The organism is Polaribacter sp. YIW18 (assembly GCF_057219325.1).
The window spans coordinates 134,078-151,058 of sequence record NZ_JBXVVE010000003.1; the positions used below are offsets into that span (position 1 = coordinate 134,078).

Annotated in this window: 17 protein-coding genes and 2 tRNA genes; 4 read left to right on the forward strand and 15 right to left on the reverse strand. The window is 29.4% G+C overall.

The annotated features are described in order from the left end of the window. Window positions 1–2: 2 nt before the first annotated feature. The 6 genes from AC2D6T_RS04490 to AC2D6T_RS04515 all read right to left on the reverse strand — a co-directional run bounded on the left by AC2D6T_RS04490 (window position 3) and on the right by AC2D6T_RS04515 (window position 7,809). On the reverse strand, window positions 3–1,262 hold the full coding sequence (locus AC2D6T_RS04490) for a dihydroorotase (RefSeq protein ID WP_484680606.1): 1,260 nt from the start codon (window positions 1,260–1,262) through the stop codon (window positions 3–5). Beyond that, complete coding sequence (locus AC2D6T_RS04495) at window positions 1,259–3,199, reverse strand: BatA domain-containing protein (RefSeq protein WP_484680607.1); 1,941 nt, start codon at window positions 3,197–3,199, stop codon at window positions 1,259–1,261. The genes AC2D6T_RS04490 and AC2D6T_RS04495 overlap by 4 nt, the downstream gene beginning before the upstream one ends. A gap of 73 nt (window positions 3,200–3,272) precedes the next feature. Continuing rightward, complete coding sequence (locus tag AC2D6T_RS04500; RefSeq protein WP_347186955.1) at window positions 3,273–4,037, reverse strand: TIGR02757 family protein; 765 nt, start codon at window positions 4,035–4,037, stop codon at window positions 3,273–3,275. Window position 4,038: 1 nt separating this feature from the next. After that, the gene (locus tag AC2D6T_RS04505) at window positions 4,039–4,587 is read right to left on the reverse strand and encodes a CPBP family intramembrane glutamic endopeptidase (RefSeq protein ID WP_484680608.1); all 549 of its coding nucleotides are present in this window, start codon (window positions 4,585–4,587) and stop codon (window positions 4,039–4,041) included. Between the two features lie 49 nt (window positions 4,588–4,636). Then, a complete protein-coding gene (locus AC2D6T_RS04510; RefSeq protein ID WP_484680609.1) occupies window positions 4,637–5,296 on the reverse strand; it encodes an ABC transporter ATP-binding protein in 660 nt (219 codons plus the stop codon). A gap of 92 nt (window positions 5,297–5,388) precedes the next feature. Continuing rightward, complete coding sequence (locus AC2D6T_RS04515) at window positions 5,389–7,809, reverse strand: DUF5916 domain-containing protein (RefSeq protein WP_484680610.1); 2,421 nt, start codon at window positions 7,807–7,809, stop codon at window positions 5,389–5,391. 240 nt (window positions 7,810–8,049) lie between these two features. Here AC2D6T_RS04515 and sucC point away from each other — a divergent pair, with 240 nt between their 5' ends. Next, on the forward strand, window positions 8,050–9,246 hold the full coding sequence (gene sucC / locus AC2D6T_RS04520; protein ID WP_484680611.1) for an ADP-forming succinate--CoA ligase subunit beta: 1,197 nt from the start codon (window positions 8,050–8,052) through the stop codon (window positions 9,244–9,246). A 239-nt stretch (window positions 9,247–9,485) separates the two neighbouring features. Here the strand turns inward: sucC and AC2D6T_RS04525 are convergent, their stop codons facing one another. The 3 genes from AC2D6T_RS04525 to AC2D6T_RS04535 all read right to left on the reverse strand — a co-directional run bounded on the left by AC2D6T_RS04525 (window position 9,486) and on the right by AC2D6T_RS04535 (window position 10,560). Continuing rightward, window positions 9,486–10,289: a carboxypeptidase-like regulatory domain-containing protein gene (locus tag AC2D6T_RS04525; protein ID WP_347186951.1), complete on the reverse strand. Its 804-nt coding sequence runs from the start codon at window positions 10,287–10,289 to the stop codon at window positions 9,486–9,488. 66 nt (window positions 10,290–10,355) lie between these two features. Continuing rightward, window positions 10,356–10,439, reverse strand: a tRNA-Leu gene (locus AC2D6T_RS04530). Between the two features lie 48 nt (window positions 10,440–10,487). Further along, window positions 10,488–10,560, reverse strand: a tRNA-Lys gene (locus tag AC2D6T_RS04535). 96 nt (window positions 10,561–10,656) lie between these two features. Between AC2D6T_RS04535 and AC2D6T_RS04540 the strand changes: the two genes are divergently transcribed. After that, window positions 10,657–11,172, forward strand: coding sequence for a shikimate kinase (locus AC2D6T_RS04540; RefSeq protein ID WP_347186950.1), 516 nt, complete (start codon window positions 10,657–10,659; stop codon window positions 11,170–11,172). On the opposite strand, the gene AC2D6T_RS04545 is transcribed toward AC2D6T_RS04540, so the two are convergent. Both AC2D6T_RS04545 and AC2D6T_RS04550 read right to left on the reverse strand, forming a co-directional pair. Continuing rightward, complete coding sequence (locus AC2D6T_RS04545; RefSeq protein WP_298948186.1) at window positions 11,164–11,667, reverse strand: phosphoribosyltransferase domain-containing protein; 504 nt, start codon at window positions 11,665–11,667, stop codon at window positions 11,164–11,166. The genes AC2D6T_RS04540 and AC2D6T_RS04545 overlap by 9 nt on opposite strands. After that, on the reverse strand, window positions 11,664–12,044 hold the full coding sequence (locus AC2D6T_RS04550; RefSeq protein WP_484680612.1) for an RNA-binding S4 domain-containing protein: 381 nt from the start codon (window positions 12,042–12,044) through the stop codon (window positions 11,664–11,666). The genes AC2D6T_RS04545 and AC2D6T_RS04550 overlap by 4 nt, the downstream gene beginning before the upstream one ends. Window positions 12,045–12,123: 79 nt before the next feature. On the opposite strand from AC2D6T_RS04550, the gene AC2D6T_RS04555 reads away from it, so the two are divergent. Beyond that, window positions 12,124–12,933 carry an FKBP-type peptidyl-prolyl cis-trans isomerase gene (locus tag AC2D6T_RS04555; RefSeq protein ID WP_484680613.1) on the forward strand — a complete coding sequence of 270 codons (810 nt, stop codon included), beginning with the start codon at window positions 12,124–12,126 and terminating at the stop codon, window positions 12,931–12,933. Window positions 12,934–13,059: 126 nt separating this feature from the next. Here the strand turns inward: AC2D6T_RS04555 and AC2D6T_RS04560 are convergent, their stop codons facing one another. The 4 genes from AC2D6T_RS04560 to smpB all read right to left on the reverse strand — a co-directional run bounded on the left by AC2D6T_RS04560 (window position 13,060) and on the right by smpB (window position 16,077). Beyond that, entirely contained in the window at window positions 13,060–13,656 is a 597-nt protein-coding gene (locus AC2D6T_RS04560) for an outer membrane beta-barrel protein (RefSeq protein ID WP_484680614.1), read from the reverse strand. Window positions 13,657–13,703: 47 nt separating this feature from the next. Then, the gene (locus tag AC2D6T_RS04565; protein WP_484680615.1) at window positions 13,704–14,657 is read right to left on the reverse strand and encodes a transketolase family protein; all 954 of its coding nucleotides are present in this window, start codon (window positions 14,655–14,657) and stop codon (window positions 13,704–13,706) included. A 68-nt stretch (window positions 14,658–14,725) separates the two neighbouring features. Beyond that, window positions 14,726–15,304, reverse strand: a complete 579-nt coding sequence (locus tag AC2D6T_RS04570; protein WP_484680616.1) for a Maf-like protein — start codon at window positions 15,302–15,304, stop codon at window positions 14,726–14,728. Window positions 15,305–15,615: 311 nt separating this feature from the next. Continuing rightward, window positions 15,616–16,077: an SsrA-binding protein SmpB gene (gene smpB, locus AC2D6T_RS04575; RefSeq protein ID WP_298948192.1), complete on the reverse strand. Its 462-nt coding sequence runs from the start codon at window positions 16,075–16,077 to the stop codon at window positions 15,616–15,618. 100 nt (window positions 16,078–16,177) lie between these two features. Between smpB and AC2D6T_RS04580 the strand changes: the two genes are divergently transcribed. Next, window positions 16,178–16,927 carry a DUF6503 family protein gene (locus AC2D6T_RS04580; RefSeq protein WP_484680617.1) on the forward strand — a complete coding sequence of 250 codons (750 nt, stop codon included), beginning with the start codon at window positions 16,178–16,180 and terminating at the stop codon, window positions 16,925–16,927. The last annotated feature ends 54 nt before the right edge of the window (window positions 16,928–16,981 follow it).

Sequence of the window (16,981 nt, forward strand, 5' to 3'; positions counted from 1 at the left end):
GCTTATGCATTTAAAACCAATTGGTTGTTTGCAAAAATACCATAGGCTTTTCCTGTTAATTTTTTGTCTAAAAAAGCACTGTTTTTTGATGTTGATAGCATATGTTTCTTTGTAAAAGTGTACGATTCTTCTGGAGTAAAAAGTGATATTTCTGCTTTTTGACCTTCAGCAATTGAGATTGCTTTTAAACCAAAAATACTTCTTGGCTTGTGGGTAATGTTGTCTATAAAATCATCTAAAGCTAAAACAGAATTGATAGCTCCAAATGCACTTTCTAAACCAATGGTTCCGTTTTTAGCTTCGCTAAATTCTACTTTTTTATGTTCGATGTCTATAGGATTGTGATCCGATGTAATTACATCGATAATACCAGATTTTATCCCTTTTTGTAAGGCTTTACAGTCTTTATTTGTTCTTAAAGGCGGATTTGTTTTGTAACTGCTATCAAAGCCATGTAGCTCTTGGTCTGTAAGTGTTAAATGATGAGCGGCTACGCTACAAGTAACTTGTAAACCTTTCTTTTTGGCTTCTTTAATTAAATCTACAGATTTTGCACTAGAAATCGTTGGGATGTGTAATTTGCCTCCTGTATATTCAAGTAAAAATAAGTCTCTGGCAATTTGTATGTGTTCTGCTAAAGCAGGTGTACCTTTTAAGCCTAACTTTGTGCTGTTTTCACCTTCGTGTGCAATGCCCTCTCCAGCAATGGCTTTGTTTTTTGGGAAACTCAAGACCAATCCATCAAAATTCTGAGCATACAATAAGGTAATTTTCATTAAATTATCATTGCTTATCGGTTTGTTATAGTCAGAAAAAGCAATAGCTCCAGATTGTTGCATATCATACAATTCTGCCATTTCTATACCTTTACTTTCTTTTGTTAAAGCAGCAATAGGATATAACTTTGTAGCAAAACCTTGGGCTTTATTTATTAAAAATTCTACACCAGATTTGTTGTCAATCACAGGGTTGGAATTCGCATTTACTGCAACAGCTGTAAAACCACTTTTTGCAGCTACTGTTAAACCATTTTTTATGGTTTCTCGTTCTTCAAAACCAGGTTCTCCAAAAGAAACGCTGGTATCAAACCATCCACATGAAACATGCAGGTTTTCTTTTTCAACAAGTTGATAATCTTTCTTGTAGGGTAGGTTATCTGCAATTTGTGTGATTGTTCCATCAGTAATTAAAATGTCTTTAGTTTGTTGATGAAATGGGCTAGAAGTATCTATAATTTTTGCCGACTTTATAAGCGTAATCATGGTTTATAGAATTTTAAAATCAAAATTTCTAACAACAAAGATACAATTGCCAAAGCTAAAAACCATTTCCATAGCCAATGAACTTCGTTATTTTTATTAATTTCGTTGAAAACTTCTTTAATAGAGCTAGAAATTGTAATGTTTTTGTTGTTTTCTGATAGGGTGTTGAGGTCTAAAAAGTTTAATAAACTTTCTTCTTTAGGATAGTTGAAAGCAATATTCTGTATCTTTTTATTATCTTTTAAAATGCCGTAAAAACCTGCTGTTGTTGGTTGTTCTTTGGTTTTTAATATAACTTTATTTTGATAATTTTGTTGAAGTGGAATTAAAGATGTGTTGTTATTCGCAATTTTTAAAATGGCATCTTTACCTAAAGAGGTTTCAATTTCTATGGTATTTTCTTGGTCTATCGTGAACGTTAGCTTAGGGTATTGAAAACTCAGTATACCAAAATTGTAAAAAACAGGGACAATTAATGGTGATTTTAAAAAATTACTATTGCTCTTGTTTAAAGCGCTTGCAACATAATAGGTTTTGTTATTTCTTAATTGAGCGATAAAATCTGTATTATTTTCAAAAGAAACAATTTTAGAGTTTGCGCCTAAAATAGGGTAATAACTATATACTTTTGGATATTGAAAATTAGTAACCTTATTTAAAAAAACATTTTTAAAAATAGGGTGTTTATAGTTAATAGTTGTAATTTTTAAGGTGTCTATCTTTTTTGGTTCAATTTTACCCAAATTTAAATTTCTTAAAAATAGATTGTAAGAATTTAAGTCGATTTTTTTACGGGGTATAATTACAATGCTACCTCCATTTTTAGAAAATGTAACCAAGCTTTTTAGTAAAATTTCTGGGATATTTTCTAACTCATTTAGAATAATTAATTGTTGTTCTTGTATGGTGTTATAATTGATATTTTGTAATGCAGTTTTTGTGAATTCAAATTCGTTTTCTGTAAAAATTTTTGCTAAAAAATTCGCCTCATTTCCAATAGTTAAAACTCGTATTTTTTGGTTGTTGTTTAGAGTGAAAAAATAGGTATTATCAAAAGTAAAAGTATCGCTAAAAGTTAGTGTTAATTTTCCTAAAAATTCTTTCGTATTTTGAATGGTGAATTGTATGGTTTTTTTAGTATCTTTTAGGATAGGAAAGGACTGCTTGCTTAATAAGATGTCTTTGTTAAAAATAGCAATTGGCACATTGTCTTTTGCAGCACCTTGATTTTTAACTACCACATTTACTGTAAAATTTGTACTGTTTTTATTGCTTATGAAAACACTATCTATAGAAAGGTTATTTTTTTGTGATGCTTGCAGTTTTATAGCGTTAAAATCAGGTGTTACATTTGTGAATTTAAAATTGTAATTATATTGAAAATCAGATATTAAAATGTTTTTATTTGAAGTATTTGTTTTATTTTTTTTTTCTTGATTAATTTTTAATAAAACCGTTTCTAAAGATAGTTTTTTAGGTGTGTTTTGGATGTTTAAAAGTATTTCTTTTAAATCAGATTTACTAATATTTTTATAAAAATCTGAATTTGTTAGTAAAGAAAATTCACTTTTATCATTTGCATGTTCTATAATTTCTTGAGCTGCTATTTTTAATAAATTCCCTTTTTCTCCATTGGTATTTGTGCTTAAAGAATTGTCTAAATATATAAAATTATGTTGTTTTTTATTGATGTTTTTATTGCTGAAATAAGGTTGCGAAAAAGCAAAAATTATCGCTAAAAATAATAGCAATCTACTTGCTAAAATTAACCACTTTTTTATACGAGAACTTTTACGAGTTTGCTGTTGCAATTTTTGTAAAAACTCAACATTTGTAAATGGTATTTTAACAAACTTTTGTAGCTGAAAAAGATGTACCAAAATAGGTATAATTAACAGTGCTAAAAAGTATAAAATTTCTGGATTTCTAAATTGCATTTAATTTTTTCAAAGATTGTTTCTACGAATTTATTACAAAAAAAAGGATTTAGAAATGGTTGTTAACTTCTAATTAAAACTTTTCGAAAACACCTAAGCCAAATAATGCAAAATCGTATTTTACAGGATCGTTTTTGTCTAACTTTCTAAGATTTTTATCTAATTCTGCAACAGCTTTCCAATCGTTTTGTTTTCTAAGTAGTAATTTTAATTTTCTGGCTACATTACCAGAATGCACGTCTAAAGGACAAGATAAATGTGCAGGATTATGTGTTTTCCAGATTCCGAAATCTACTCCTGCAGCATCATTTCTAACCACCCAGCGTAAAAACATGTTTATACGCTTTGCAGCAGAGTTTTTTAAAGGATCTGAAACATGTTTTTGTGTTCTTTGTTGATGTTTTACCTCAAAAAACACCTTTTTAAAATGATTGATAGCAGTTTGATAGGTTTTAGAGTTATCTTTTATGGCAAGTGCATTTTCTAAGCCATTATGTTGGTTGTAAATGTGTTTTAAAGATGTTATAAACTGCTGAAAATCGATATAATTAAAGGTTCTATGCACAAAACTCTCAAATATTTTTAAATCTGATTCTTGATGATTGATAATAAAATCAAAAGGCGAATTGTCTAACAAATCCATCATTTTTAAGGCATTTTTAATTATCATGGTTCTATTACCCCAAGAAATGGTGGCTGTTAAAAAACCTGCTATTTCAATATCTTCCTTTTTAGAAAATAAATGTGGAATTTGAATTGGATCTGACTCAATAAATTTTGGGTTGTTATACAAAACAACTTTGTTGTCTAAAAAGTCTTTTAATTCCGTTTTTTTCATTTTAAAAATCTGATATAAAGCCTATAAGTATAAAAAATAAATTATAACTCCCATGCAAAAGCATAGACCATTGTAAACCAAAACGTACTCTTATATAGCCAAAATAAGCACCTACTAGGGTTTGTGGTAATACTAAAATAGGTGCTAAAAGTAGCACATTAGTTGTTATATCAAAATTTGTTAAATGTACTAAACCAAAGGCTAGGGTAAAAAAGTAAAAACCAATCTTAAAAGTTTTTGGTTTTTTAAAAAAAGTTAACGGGCCTCTAAAAATCAATTCCTCTATAATAGGTATTGCCATTGAAGCTAAAGCAATTATTTGTAGTTTGCTCATTTCTTTAAAAAGTTCTTCTACTTTATGGTTTTCTAAGTTTATCCAGTTTAGTTGTTCAAAAAGTGCAAAAACAGGGGAAATTACGATGCTAGTTATGATGCTAATCATTAAAATATGTAAATATATTTTAAAACGATATTTTAAATCTGAATTTTGATCTTGATTTAAAATAGGATTTTTTAGGTAGGCAATTAGTGCTGTAAATGTTGTTTTCATTGCAAATGTTTATACTCTTTTTGTATAAAAATGATAGTTGTTAGAGTGTTTAAATAATTTTACCATCTTTCATGGTTAGTGTTCTGTCTGCCATTTTAGCCAACTCTTTATTATGAGTAACCAAAACAAATGTTTGACCAAATTTATCGCGAAGCTTAAAAAAAAGTTCGTGTAAATTTTTGGCAGATTCACTGTCTAGATTTCCACTGGGTTCATCTGCTAAAATTACAGACGGATTGTTAATTAAAGCTCTTGCAACAGCAACTCTTTGCTGTTCTCCACCAGAAAGTTCGTTCGGTTTATGGTTTATTCTATGAGATAATCCTAAAAAAGCCAACAATTCTTTAGCTTTCTCTTTTACTTCTTTTTTTGATTTTTTTGCTATAAATGCAGGTATACAAACATTTTCTAAAGCTGTAAATTCTGGTAATAGTTGATGAAATTGAAAAATAAATCCAATATGGTTGTTTCTAAAAGAGGATAATTCTTTGTCAGATAGATCTTTTAAAGAAATGCTATTTACAGAAAGCTGAAAATCTTGCTCTTTAAGGGGCTTGTCTAAGGTGCCAATAATTTGTAAAAGCGTTGTTTTACCAGCACCTGAAGGACCTACAATAGCAACAATTTCGCCTTTTTCTATTTGTAAATCTACTCCTTTTAATACTTCTACATCACCATAATATTTATGAATATTTTTACTAACAATCATTGTTTTTGAATTTCAAACGAAAATATAAAAAAGAAATCAGAAACGCGTTGGCATTTCTGATTTCAAATTCAAATTAATTTATAAAAAATGTTCTAAAAAATGTTTTTTATGCTTTTATAGTCGATAAAATATACAAATCTTACAGAAAAAGTGTGTTGATTGGGTTGCTTGAATAAATTTTCTAAGTTTTCGTAAAAGTTTAAGCCTGAGTTTGAATTGTTATCAAAAATTGAATTTCTATAAAAAACAATTAATTGACTTCCTGGAGCAAACTGCCAGAAATAATTCAAATCTAAATTCCAGCTATTAAAGTTTACATCATTTTCGATATAATTATTTTCCGATAAAGTACCATCTGAATTTAAGTTATAAAAACCATTATAGGCAACATCACTCCAATAATGCCTAAAACTTAAAGATAAAGATGAGTTTGTGCTAAAATTATATTTTCCAGAAATGTTGTTAGAATAATCTTTACGATCTCTTTGTCCGAAAATTACGTTAGAGTCATCCTGATTTACAAATCCTTGATCATTAAATCTTTTGTTAAACCTTAAACTATATTGTAAAGAAAATTGATTTGTAAATCGATATCTTGGACTTAAGCTAAATCCATAGCCCTTTTGTGGATGATTAGTATATGCATTGTAATAAATATCTGCATTTATTTCTAATTTTTTTTGAGAATTGGTAGAAATCCATGTGTTTACATTCAGCCTTTCTGGTCTTAAAAAATACACACCACTTGTAGTTCCTTGTCTTGGTTCAAAATAGTCTCTTCTTTCTGAGCCATAATTTAAATTACCGCCAAAAGTAAAGCGTTTTCTTGTTTGAGCACTTGCTCCTAAACCAGCGTTATACCCTGTAAAAGCTCCAGAAAAATGCTGGAAATTAGCTTGATTGTAAAAATTAAAATTATACCTGTTAAAGTTTTTGGTGGGTTGTAAAGTTCTCCAACCTGCACTTCCATAAATGCTTTGTTGGTTGTTTCCAAATTGTATACCTAAATCGTTGGGATTAAAATCTTTATTAGTAAAATTATAACCTAATTCCCAATTCCAGTTTCCAGAGTTGTAGCCAAAACTATTATCAAAAGTATACCCCATATTAGGGTTGTTTGCATCATCAGAAATAGTACTCATCCTAAAGGAACCATCTGCATTATATTTACTGTCTTTCGTTTCTATATGCCAATCTAAAGCAGTTACATTGGCGTCTCTAAAACGACCATCTCTAGTTACGTTGGTATTAATTAAAGAAACTGTAGAATTCTGATTGAATTGTTGGTCTAAAACCAAAATATTATAGTTTGTAAATGGATTTATTACCTCCTGTCTTGTTTGTTCAGTTGTATTATTTTTTATAGTTGCTTTTGTAGTTTCTGTGATGGCATTAAAAAAACCAATACCCAAACCTTTTTTGGTTCTTCCAGAAATTTTTACAGCATTTAACATGGTAACTTTACTGGGGTAATCTATAATTTCTTCGTCTTTAGAAAGAGTAGAAGCAACATTAAATTGATCGATAGGTGCTGCACCAATTCTCCTTGAATAAAATAAATTTGCAATATTAAATAGCTCTGTACCTTCTGTAAAAAACTGACGTTGTTCAGTAAATTGTTGTTCAAATGGGCCTAAGTTTAACTCTACATTATCAAAACCTACTTGACTAAAATCTGGAATTAAAGTAGCATCTAGGGTAAAGTTTTCTGTAATACCATATTTTAAATCCATACCCACACTATAATCGTATGTGGTTTCTCCGTCAAAAACAATGGAAGTAGCAGAAGCATAAGGATATAAATTCAATCTTGTTGGTGGTTTTATGTTTGTAAAACCTTCAACCAAACCATCATATTGAGTCCATCTTCCTACAGAGTTGTCTATATGTGTCCAAGTATGTTGTTCATTTAATCTTTCTAAACGTCTGTGGAAGTTAAACCCCCAAGATTGTAAAGGTCTGTTTGCAAAACGAATGGTTCTGTAAGGTAATTTTATCTCAACATTCCAGCCTTTGTTTGTAATTTTTGCAGCACTTTCCCAAACTGCACTCCAATTAAAATCTTCTCTTCCATTAGAAACTTTAGAATCTGCTTGGTTTCCTGTTGATTGCACAACAAACTCAAATGGGTTTTGGCCATCATCATTTGGGTTTATTGTTACTAAAAAGAAATCTGCTTGACTAAAGTTATCTCTTACAGCAAATTCTTGAGGTATATTTTCTGGATCTGGATCTAGCATTTCCGCAGAAATGTAAACAGCATCATCATCATAAATAACTTTTACTGTTGTTTGATATTCATCTTTTACTGGAACTCCGTTTTCGGGTCTAAAAATGACAAAATTTGTTAGTAATTCTGCATTTTTCCATACATCATCATTTAAAAAACCGTCTATCTTTGGTGCTTCTGATACTCTTGTTGTAGTTATTTTTTTTCTGTTTTGATTATTTTGAGCGTAAAAAGAGCTTATTGTTAAAACCAATAGCTTTAAGATAATAATTTTTTTGAACATGTTTTTCTGGGTTGATTGTATGTTAACACAAAGCGAAAGTATTTAATCCAAATAAAGTACTTTTAAAAAATTGTGTTAACTGTATGAAAGACGCTGTTATTTTTAAAGTGTTACAGTTTTAATGTGTTAAAGATTTCTTAAAGAAATAAAAGTTTTTAATTTTTGCTTTTTTTATAAGAAAGATTGCAAAATTTTACATCTGAATTTGTATTTTTGCTTGCGTTTAAAAACATTAAAAGAATGAACTTACACGAATATCAAGGAAAAGAAATATTAAATAGTTTTGGAGTTAGAATTCAAAGAGGAATTGTAGCAAGCACACCTTCAGAAGCAATAGATGCAGCCAAAAAATTAACTGAAGAAACTGGTACGGGTTGGCACGTTATAAAAGCGCAAGTTCATGCTGGTGGACGTGGAAAAGGTGGTGGTGTTAAGTTGGCTAAAAACCTAGACGAAGTAAAAAGTATTTCTGATGATATTTTAGGCATGATGTTAATTACACCGCAAACTTCAGCAGAAGGAAAGTTGGTAAATCAAGTTTTAGTTGCAGAAGACGTATATTATCCTGGTGATGAAGAGCCAGATGAATATTACATGTCAGTTCTTTTAAACAGAGCTACTGGTAAAAACATGATTATGTATTCTACTGAAGGTGGAATGGATATAGAAACTGTTGCTGAAGAAACTCCACATTTAATTTTTACTGAAGAAATAGATCCATTATTAGGTTTAATGCCTTTTCAAGCAAGAAAAGTGGCGTTTAACTTAGGTTTATCTGGTATTGCATTTAAAGAAATGACAAAATTTGTTACAGCTTTATACACAGCATATATCAAGTCAGATTCTTCAATGTTTGAAATCAACCCTGTTTTAAAAACATCTGATTCTAAAATAATGGCTGTTGATGCTAAAGTATCTCTAGATGAAAACGCTTTATTTAGACATAAAGATTACGCAGCAATGCGCGATTTAAGAGAAGAAAACCCAATTGAAGTAGAAGCAAAAGCTGCTGGTTTAAATTATGTAGATTTAGATGGTAATGTTGGTTGTATGGTAAACGGTGCTGGTTTAGCAATGGGTACTATGGATTTAATTAAAGAATCTGGTGGAGAACCAGCTAACTTTTTAGATGTTGGGGGTACAGCAGACGCACAAAGAGTAGAAACTGCTTTTGGTATTATTTTAAAAGACCCAGCTGTTAAAGCTATTTTGGTAAATATTTTTGGAGGTATTGTACGTTGTGATAGAGTTGCGCAAGGTGTTGTAGATGCTTATAAAAATATGGGTGATAAAATTACCGTGCCAATTATTTGTAGATTAGAAGGAACAAACGCAACTGAAGCAAAAGAATTGATAGATAATTCTGGTATGAAGATTATTTCTGCAACAGAATTTCAAGAAGCTGCAGATAAAGTAGCTGAAGTATTAAGTGCTTAATACTAATTGTTTAAATATATTTAAAAAACGCCTCATCTTATGAGGCTTTTTTTATGGAGATACCTTTTTTTTAAACACTATCCAAAAGTTCTGTAAAACAAAAAATATAGTGTAACTAATTTCTAGGTTCATTATCCTATTTATGTAAACAAAAACAGTTTAAAAAGTACACTACCAACGTATTTTAATAGTTAATCAAGTTTAGAAACTTAGTTTCAGACCTTTTTTTTAGATATAATTTAATTCTTCTCAGGAATTTTATTTCTTCCAATTTTACCTTTCTTTAAGGCTTTGTAGTTTTCATAACAATCTAAAACGGCTTCTATCATTTGTAAGTCAGATGCTTTTTTAATAAAATAATCAGAGTAATTACAATCTGTTAACAGTTCAGAAAGTTCTTGCCTGTCCATGTCTAAATACTCCATCATAACTTCTCTATCAAACTTACCAGCAAGCATTTTACGTAAATCATCCTCTTTTTTTAGAGTCTGAAGTTTTTTTAGTTGTTTGGGTTTTTTTCCGAATAAATTATATAAAAAATCTACAGGTTGAAACAATGCAGCCACTGGCGAAGAAAAGTTTTTACTTCTTGGTTTTCCAACCTCATAGGTTTGTGGCAAACCGTTTATATGTATTCTAGTAAAACGATCCTTAGGTACCATTTTTACATCAACTTCTAAAACACCAATCAATTTTGTAGATCTAATTACAACTTCTTTAATTTCTTCAGGTTTCTCATACAAAGCAATTTCTAATTCATTCCCCTTTAGTAAATCGTTGGTAATTTTTAATTTTATAGAAGAATAGCCTAAATAAGATACTAAAATAGTATCATTTACTCTTGTGGGTAGTTTAAAAAAACCTTTATCGTCTGTAATTGTACCTTTAACAGAGTTTAAATTAAGTACGTGTGCCGCACTTAGAGGTTTTTTATTAGTAGCATGTATAATTTGACCTTTTAAGGTTTTTATTCGTAAAGAATCGGTTTGAGAATATATGCTTACCGTTAAAAATAAGCATAAAAATAAAAGTATTTTTTGCATGATACAATATTAGTAATAATCAAGTATAGTTTGGTTAATTTTTTGTGAAAGAAATAAAATAAAAAGTGCGCACGAGAAGATTCGAACTTCCACAAACTTGCGTTTACAGCCCCCTCAAGGCTGCGCGTCTACCAATTTCGCCACGTGCGCTTTTATTTTTAATAAAAAAAGGCCAAGCTTTAAGCTTAACCTTTTTAGTGACCGGGCTGGGGCTCGAACCCAGGACCCTCTCCTTAAAAGGGAGATGCTCTACCAACTGAGCTACCAGGTCTTTTTCTTAAATCGGTTGCAAATATACTATCAATATTGAAATTATTGCCATAAAATTGATTTTTTTTTATCGATATTTGTCAAAAATTTAGATACAATGAAAATCATCCTTTTAGGGTATATGGCATCTGGTAAAACAAGTATTGGAAAAAAACTTGCTAAAAAGTTATCTATGAAGTTTTTAGACCTAGATGACTATATTGAAGAGAAAGAAAATAGTACGATTCCAGAAATTTTTAAAGAAAAAGGCGAAGTATATTTTAGGACTATAGAAAACAAATATTTGTTAGAATTATTAGAAAACAAAACCTCTTTTATTCTTGCTTTAGGAGGTGGCACACCTTGTTACGCAAATAATATGGACTACATAAATAAAACAGATGCACATTCTATTTACTTAAATGGTAGTACTACAAATATGATTGAAAGGTTGATTAGAAAAAAGAGCAAAAGACCTTTAGTGGCTTCTTTAAATGATGATCAAATACCTGAATTTGTTGCAAAACATCTATTTGAAAGACGCCCTTTTTATGAAAAAGCTAAAACAACAGTTTCAATAAACAATAAAACAAAAAAGGAACTAGCTAAAGAGCTTTTTAACCTTTTAAACTAAATAAGCTTTTGCCTGACTATTAGTAAACTCCACACAAACATGTTCCTTAATAGAGGTAGATAAAGAAATGCCTTTAAAATCTGCCTTTACTGGGTATTTTTTATGATTCCTATTAACTAAAACTGCAGTTTTAAAACGTTGTAAGGGTACATCTAAAAAATGTTTGATTCCGTAAATTAAAGTTGTACCAGAATTTAAAACGTCGTCAACTAAAACTAAAGATTTGTTTTTATAATCTTTAACTTCTAAAGATGTAGATATTTTGTCTAAAGGTTTTTTTTTGTTAATATTTACCTCACATAAAGTAATTGTAAGCGGTGATATTTGCTCTAAAACGCTTGCAATCTTTTTAGCAAAAGTATAGCCATTACCAATAATACCAGCAAGTACTACTTCTTTTTCATTTACATTGCTTTCGTAAATTTGATAGGCAATTCTCTTAATTTTTTGATTAATTTGAGCTGTATTTAAAATATTATTATCTGTTACAATCATAGGTCTTCATTTGTATCGTCTTGAAAGTTATCTATATCTCTTCTGTCTTTTTTAGTAGGTCTACCAACTCCTTTTTTTCTGTAATAATCTTTAGCATATTTTAAAAGAGCTGTTTTTTCAAACTCTTCTTTAGGAGTTAAATCTTTTCTAAATTGATCTACTAATTTTGCACCAACTCTACTCTCCGGTAAATTTAATACTTTAAATTGATAATTAATTTGATTTTTTCGCACTAAAATTAATTCGCCACCAAAAACTTCTTTAGAGGGTTTTAAATTGGTGCCATCTATTTTAACTTGCCCTTTTTTACAAGCTGTTGTGGCTATACTTCTTGTTTTAAAAACTCGAATACACCATAAAAATTTGTCAATCCTCATAAAAAAAGTTAAAATGTTATGTTTGTCTTTTTACAAAGGTATAAAAATGGTAAATTGCACCCATAAATTTTAAGATTAAATGAATAAATTTAAAAATATTTTTTTGTTATTACTTTTAGGAGTAGTTTTATTTTATGCTTGTGATGATCAAACTGGTTTTCAAAATCCTTTTTTAGATATAGATCATGAGGAATTAGCTTTAGCTGATAATGATACTTTGGTAAAATTTCTAAAATCTCATTATTATGATACTAGTGTAGATTCTGTAAAAACTTTAATAGATGGAAAAACACCTTTATTTGAAGATGATAAACTAGAAACGGTTTCTGCTGTTAGAAATGAAATTGACTACAAACTTTATGTATATCGAACTAGAGTTGGAGATCCATCACCAGATACTGATAAAGGTTTTCCAAGTATTGCAGATTCTGTTTTTACAAAATATTCTGGACAAGCCATTGTAAATGGATCCGATTTAGGAACTAATTTTGACAGCAATACCAATGGAGCTTGGTTTTCTTACTCTAACTTAGCTGTTAGAGGCTGGTCTTACGGATTTGAACTTTTTAAAGGAGGGTATTTAAAAAAGGAAGCAAATGGAGATCCTTTTAATGGGCCTATTACTTATTTAAATGGAGGGAAAGGAGTTTTATTTATACCTTCTGGGTTGGCTTATACATCAATAAATCCTAATAACTATAGTAGCAGTTTAGTTAATGCTAATTTAATGTTCTATGTAGAGTTGTTAGATTTTGTTAAAGATACAGATCACGATAACGATGGTACACCTTCTGCAGACGAAGATGCAAATGGGGACGGTGATTTAACCAATGATTTTAGTGATACAGACAGACCAACCTTACCAGATTATTTAAACCCAAACGTCTGATAATCAAATTTTTTATAAAACTTAAACTCTAAATATTTTTTTAAGAGTTTTTTAGATAACATAATTTACTGTAAAAAAAAGGTCTCTTGAAATTCAAGAGACCTTTTTTATTTAAATTATATTTTATTATAATCTATAAGATAAACCGAAAATAATTTGATTTACTCTTGTGTCAAAATTTACATTTGTTGCAGCTATTCTAGCAAAAGAGCTTTCTATACCAGAAAAACTTCTTTCCCAACGAACATCAATACCAATTTTACCTAACTCAATTCCTCCCCCAAAAGTTAATCCAGCAGCAAAACCAGAAGTATCTATATCAGAAATATCATCAAACCCAAAATCAGAATCTAAAACATATTGAAATGATGGGCCAATAAAAATATTTCCAACTCCAAAAATCTTTTTTCCTAATAAAACAGGAACATCAATTTTCTGAAATTTATAAGAACTAGAAGTATTGTTATAGGTTACACTGTTTTCTAAATTATTGTATATTAATTCAGGTCTAATATAAAGGCCAATTACAGGGACTTTAAATCTTAACCAAATACCTGCGTGGTAACCTGTTTTACTTTTAGCGCCACTAAAAACATCTTCACTTACGTTTTCAATAGAGTTAGAGTTATAGTTGATACCACCTTTTAAACCAAAACTTACTTGTGCGTTTGTAGTTTGACTAAATGCAAAAGCCAAACAAATTAATAAAAAAAACTTTTTCATGATTTTCATTTTTAATTAAACTTAAGAAGTATTAAATAGAAATATTTTTATTTTCTAGAAATTACTTTTTTAGCGGCTTTTACAACTGCAGCTGCATCTAAGCCATATTTTGCCATTAATTGCTCTGGTGTTCCAGACTCACCAAAAGTATCGTTTGTACCTATAAACTCTTGCACTGTTGGTGCGTTTAAAGATAAAGTTCTGGCAACACTTTCACCTAAACCACCAATTATATTATGTTCTTCTGCAGTAACAATACAACCTGTTTTTGCTATAGATTTTAAAATAATTTCTTCGTCTAAAGGTTTTATCGTGTGAATATTAATTACTTCTGCAGTAATACCTTGTGCTTCTAACTGTTCTGCTGCTTGTAAAGATTCCCAAACTAAATGTCCAGTTGCAACAATTGTTACATCTGTACCTTCTGTTAATTGAATTCCTTTACCGATTTCAAATTTTGTGTCTGTTGGCATAAATACAGGTACTTTTGGACGACCAAAACGTAAATATACAGGACCATCAAAATCGGCTATAGCTATGGTTGCTGCTTTAGTTTGATTATAATCACAAGGATTAATAACAGTCATTCCAGGTAACATTTTCATTAAACCAATATCTTCTAAAATTTGGTGTGTTGCACCGTCTTCACCTAACGTAACACCTGCATGAGAGGCACAAATTTTTACATTTTTACCAGAATATGCAACAGATTGTCTTATTTGATCGTAAACACGACCCGTAGAAAAATTAGCAAAAGTACCTGTAAACGGTATTTTACCACCAATAGTTAAACCAGCAGCAATACCAATCATATTAGCTTCTGCAATACCAGTTTGGAAAAACCTGTCTGGGTTTTCTTCTATAAATTGATCCATTTTTAAAGAACCAATTAAATCTGCACATAAAGCAACTACGTTTGGGTTTGTTCTACCTAATTCTGTTAAACCATCTCCAAAACCAGAACGTGTATCTTTTTTTTCTGTGTATGTGTATTTTTTCATTATAAAATTGTAAAAATTTTCTATTGTTTTATTTTTGGTAAAAATAAACTTTTATTTGAAGTTTTAGTTTATAAATTCATCAATTCTTTATAAAGTTTATGAACAGGTAAACCTACCACGTTAAAATAACTTCCTTCTATTTTATCAATGGCTATAAAACCAATCCATTCTTGTATGCCATAAGCTCCTGCTTTGTCAAAAGGCTTGTAATTGTTGATATAATAATTTATTTCTTTATCAGAAAGTTTTTTAAAAAAAACGGTAGTTATATCATTTATAATTTTTTGAAAATTTTTATTTTTTATGGATATAGAAGTGATTACTTCATGCTTTTTACCGGATAAGTTTTTTAACATGACAAAAGCTTCATGATAGTTTTTGGGTTTGCCTAAAGCTTTATTTTCTAGCCAAACTATAGTATCAGAGGTAATAAGTAAATCGTTATCTTTTAAATCTTTATAAGCTTTTGCTTTTAGGTTGGCTAAGTAATCTGTAATTTCTATTCCTTTTAATTGTTGGGGATACAACTCCTTAACTTCTTTTAATTTTATGGTGAAATCGATATTTAAATCTTTAAAAAACTGTTGTCTTCTTGGAGATTTAGAAGCTAGAATTATATTATAATTTTTAAGTTTTTCTTTTAACATATATTTTTTTCTATTGTTTGGTTAGGGGTAGTTGAAACTTGTAAAACCTATTTAACATTCATAACTTCTCATCTGCATACGAAGAGATATTTTAACTTTTAATTTACTGTAAATAAAACCATTGACAACTAACCAAATAATATAATACCCATCATTAAATTACTCAGTTTCAAAAAGTCTTTTTTCTTTTCGACTTTGGAAAGTAAGTAGAGTAGTGGCAATAGTATACTTTATTAAAGCCTTTGTTAGTAAAACTAATAATAAATTTTTGAAAAGAATCAGTTTTAAAAAAAGTAACTATAGACAATATATTACGAATTAAAACTCTTTTTAATTCTTGCTAAATCGCGCTTGTTATCTCTATCTTTTATTACATTTCTCTTGTCGTGGGTTTGTTTTCCTTTAGCCAAAGCAATTTCTAATTTTGCAAAACCTCTATCATTTATAAATAATTTTAGAGGCACAATTGTATTTCCTTTTGCTTCTACATCTTTTTTTAAGCTACGTAATTCGCGCTTGTTTAGTAGTAATCTACGCTCGCTTTTGGGGTTGTGGTTAAAGTGATGCCCATATAAATATTCTTGTATATACATATTTACAATAAACAATTCACCTCTATCATTAAACTCGCAAAAACTCTCTGTAATTCTAGCTTTGCTTTGTCTTATCGATTTTATTTCTGTTCCAGTTAACTGAATTCCAGCCACATATTTGTCTAGAATTTCGTATTCGAAACGTGCTTTTTTGTTTTGTATATTAATCTTTTTCTGCACGGTTACAACTTCATTATTTATTTTAACAAAGATACATTTTTACATTCGAGAAAGAAATGTAATTTTGAAATTGATTTCTAATCAACACAAATTAAACTCAATGAAATATTTTTATTTATCTATATTTTTTTTAATAGCATCTTGCAAAACTGCTGAAAAACAACTTACTGCACAGCAAATTATAGATAAAACTATTGCATATTCTGGTGCAGATAAAGTGGCGAATTCAGAAATTACCTTTACATTTAGAGATAAAGAATACGTGGCTTCAAGAAAAAAAAACGGAAAATTTTTATTGATTAGAAATGAACAAAAAGAAACTATGGAAGTTATTTCTGATATTGTTTCTAACGACGGTTTTCGAAGAGAAATAAACGCTCACCAGTTTCCAGTAGCAGATTCAATGGCTATCAAATATGCAAATTCAGTAAACTCTGTACACTATTTTTCTGTCTTGCCTTATGGCTTAAATGACAAAGCTGTACAAAAGAAGTTATTACCAACTGCAACTATAAAAGGAAAAGAATATTACAAAGTAGAAATTACTTTTTCTGAAATTGGAGGAGGAGAAGATTTTGAAGATGTTTTTATTTATTGGATTGGAAAAAAAGATTTTTTAATTGATTATTTGGCCTATTCTTATCACACAAATGGTGGTGGAAAACGTTTTCGAGTTTTAAAAGAACAATGTGTTAAAAACGGTATTCGTTTTGTAGATTATCACAACTACAAACCTAAAAATAAACCGATAAAATTAATAGATATAGACAAAGCTTTTGAACAGGATCAACTTATAAAAGTTTCAGAAATTGTGCTAAAAGATATAGAAGTAAGGTTATTAGGGAGTTAATTTTTTATTATTCCTGCTTTCCATTATTTTTTTATGCTGTATTTATATAAACAT